The sequence below is a fragment of the Maribellus maritimus genome (assembly GCF_022267315.1).
Taxonomy (GTDB): domain Bacteria; phylum Bacteroidota; class Bacteroidia; order Bacteroidales; family Prolixibacteraceae; genus Draconibacterium; species Draconibacterium maritimum.
Window position 1 is genome coordinate 1 of record NZ_JAIKLE010000116.1, and the last position, 2,077, is coordinate 2,077.

1 protein-coding gene is annotated in these 2,077 nt (G+C 41.4%); it reads left to right on the top strand.

All coding sequences use genetic code 11. The features are described 5' to 3' along the window. On the top strand, positions 1-2,077 hold a 2,077-nt coding region (locus tag K5G00_RS29170), incomplete at both ends, for an N-6 DNA methylase (RefSeq protein ID WP_238770118.1).

Sequence of the window (2,077 nt, forward strand, 5' to 3'; positions counted from 1 at the left end):
ACAAACAGTATGTTGGAAGCCTTAAAAATTCCATTCTTACCGCTTTTTACACGCCTCCTGAGATTATTCAGGTTCTTACAGAAACATTAAAACAGAATCAAATATCTCCTGATAGGTTTCTTGACCCCTCTGCCGGATTGGGAGCTTTTATCTCAGCTTTTAAGAATCAAAATGAAAGTCTTTCAGCAACAGGTTTTGAAAAGGATTTACTGACAGGTAAGATACTGTCCAAACTTTATCCCGACGATAAAATCAGGACTGCCGGATTTGAAGAAATTGAAAGCCGTTACAATAACCATTTCGATGTGGTTTCTTCCAATATTCCGTTTGGCGACGTTGCGGCCTTTGACGTTTCGTTTCTGAAAAGTAAGGATAAAGTAAGGCAGCAAGCATCCCAGAGCATCCACAATTATTTCTTTTTAAAAGGAATGGATACGCTCCGTGAAGGAGGAGTCCTGGCTTTTATCACTTCTCAGGGAGTAATGAATTCACAAAAAAATGAACTAGTACGCCAGTGGTTAATGGATTACAGCCGGTTGGTTTCAGCAGTCCGCTTGCCCAATAACCTTTTCAGTGAACATGCCGGAACCGAAGTGGGCAGTGATTTAATTATTGTTCAGAAAGATTCAAGTAAAAACCGGTTGACACAAAAAGAGAAAGATTTTGTACGAAGTGAAAAGCTTTCCAGCGGAGTATTCAACAACAACTATTTCAACAATTTTCAACGAGTAGTCCACACCGAAGGTTTTATTGATACTGACCCTTACGGCAAGCCAGCACAGGTTTTTATTCATAAAGAAGGAATAAAAGGAATCGCTTCGGATTTAAGCAAAATGCTGGAAGCTGATTTTAGGGAAAAGCTCGACTTCAGTTTGTATCAACAAAATATTTCAAACAAAAAATCCATTTCAGTTTCATCTCCAAACAAAACTGAGCAGAAGACAAAACAATCCGTACCAGAGCTAACCCTATACGACCTTTTTGGCCTGAGCCAGGAGGAACGCAGCCAAAACAATCCCTCAAGGAAAAGAAACTCTGCAAAATCAAAAGCCAAACAACTAAACCTGTTTTCACAACCGAATCCGGTAGACGGAAAACAGACCAAAGAAATCAACTCTTCACTCCCGGCTATAAGACCGTTTAATGGAGAATTACACAGTCATCTCAAGAACGGCTCACTGGTAAAAGACCAAAAACAGATTGGATTTTTAAAGGAACGAGACTCAGATACAGCAACATTTGAGCGGTTGAAACTAAACCCACAACAGGAAACAAAAGCCTCGCTCTATATTCAAATCAGGGATACCTATCACCAACTGTACAACAGTGAGGCAGAAGGTTTAAAAGAAGATACTGAAGGCCGAAAACTGTTAAACGGTTATTACGATGATTTCTTTCAGAAGTATGGAAATCTGAACGACCCCAAAAATCTCGGCTTGTTGAAAATGGATTCCGGGGCCAATGAAGTGCTGGCTTTGGAAAGAGGCGAAAACGGACAACTGGTAAAGGCAGATATTTTCCACCAGCCTGTTGCCTTTAATGCCAGGGAGCTGGAACAGGTAGATACTTCGGAAGAGGCCCTTGCTGCCTCACTGAATAAGTTCGGGGAAGTACGGATGGATTACATGCTATCCCTGTTGAACGAAAAGAGCCGGGAGGAACTGATTCAGGAACTTCACGGACGAATTTATTTTAACCCGCTCATTCAAAATTACGAAGTAGCTGACAGATTCATTTCAGGGAATGTAGTTGAGAAAGTAAAAAATATTGAAGGTTACCTCACGCGGCAACCCAATGATATTGCGGCGCAAGAATCATTACAGGCTCTCCAAAGCTCTATCCCCGAACCTATCCCTTTTGAGGAACTGGATTTCAACTTCGGGGAGCGCTGGATTCCGGCTAACATTTATATCCGGTACGCCTCGCACCTGTTTAAAACCGGGGTGGATATCCACTATTCATCTTCTGTTGATGAGTTTTCAGTAAAAGCCCAATTCACCAATGCTAATATTTACGAGAAGTATGCAGTTAAATCACAAAGCCGCCTTTATGACGGAATTGCATTGATGAAACATGC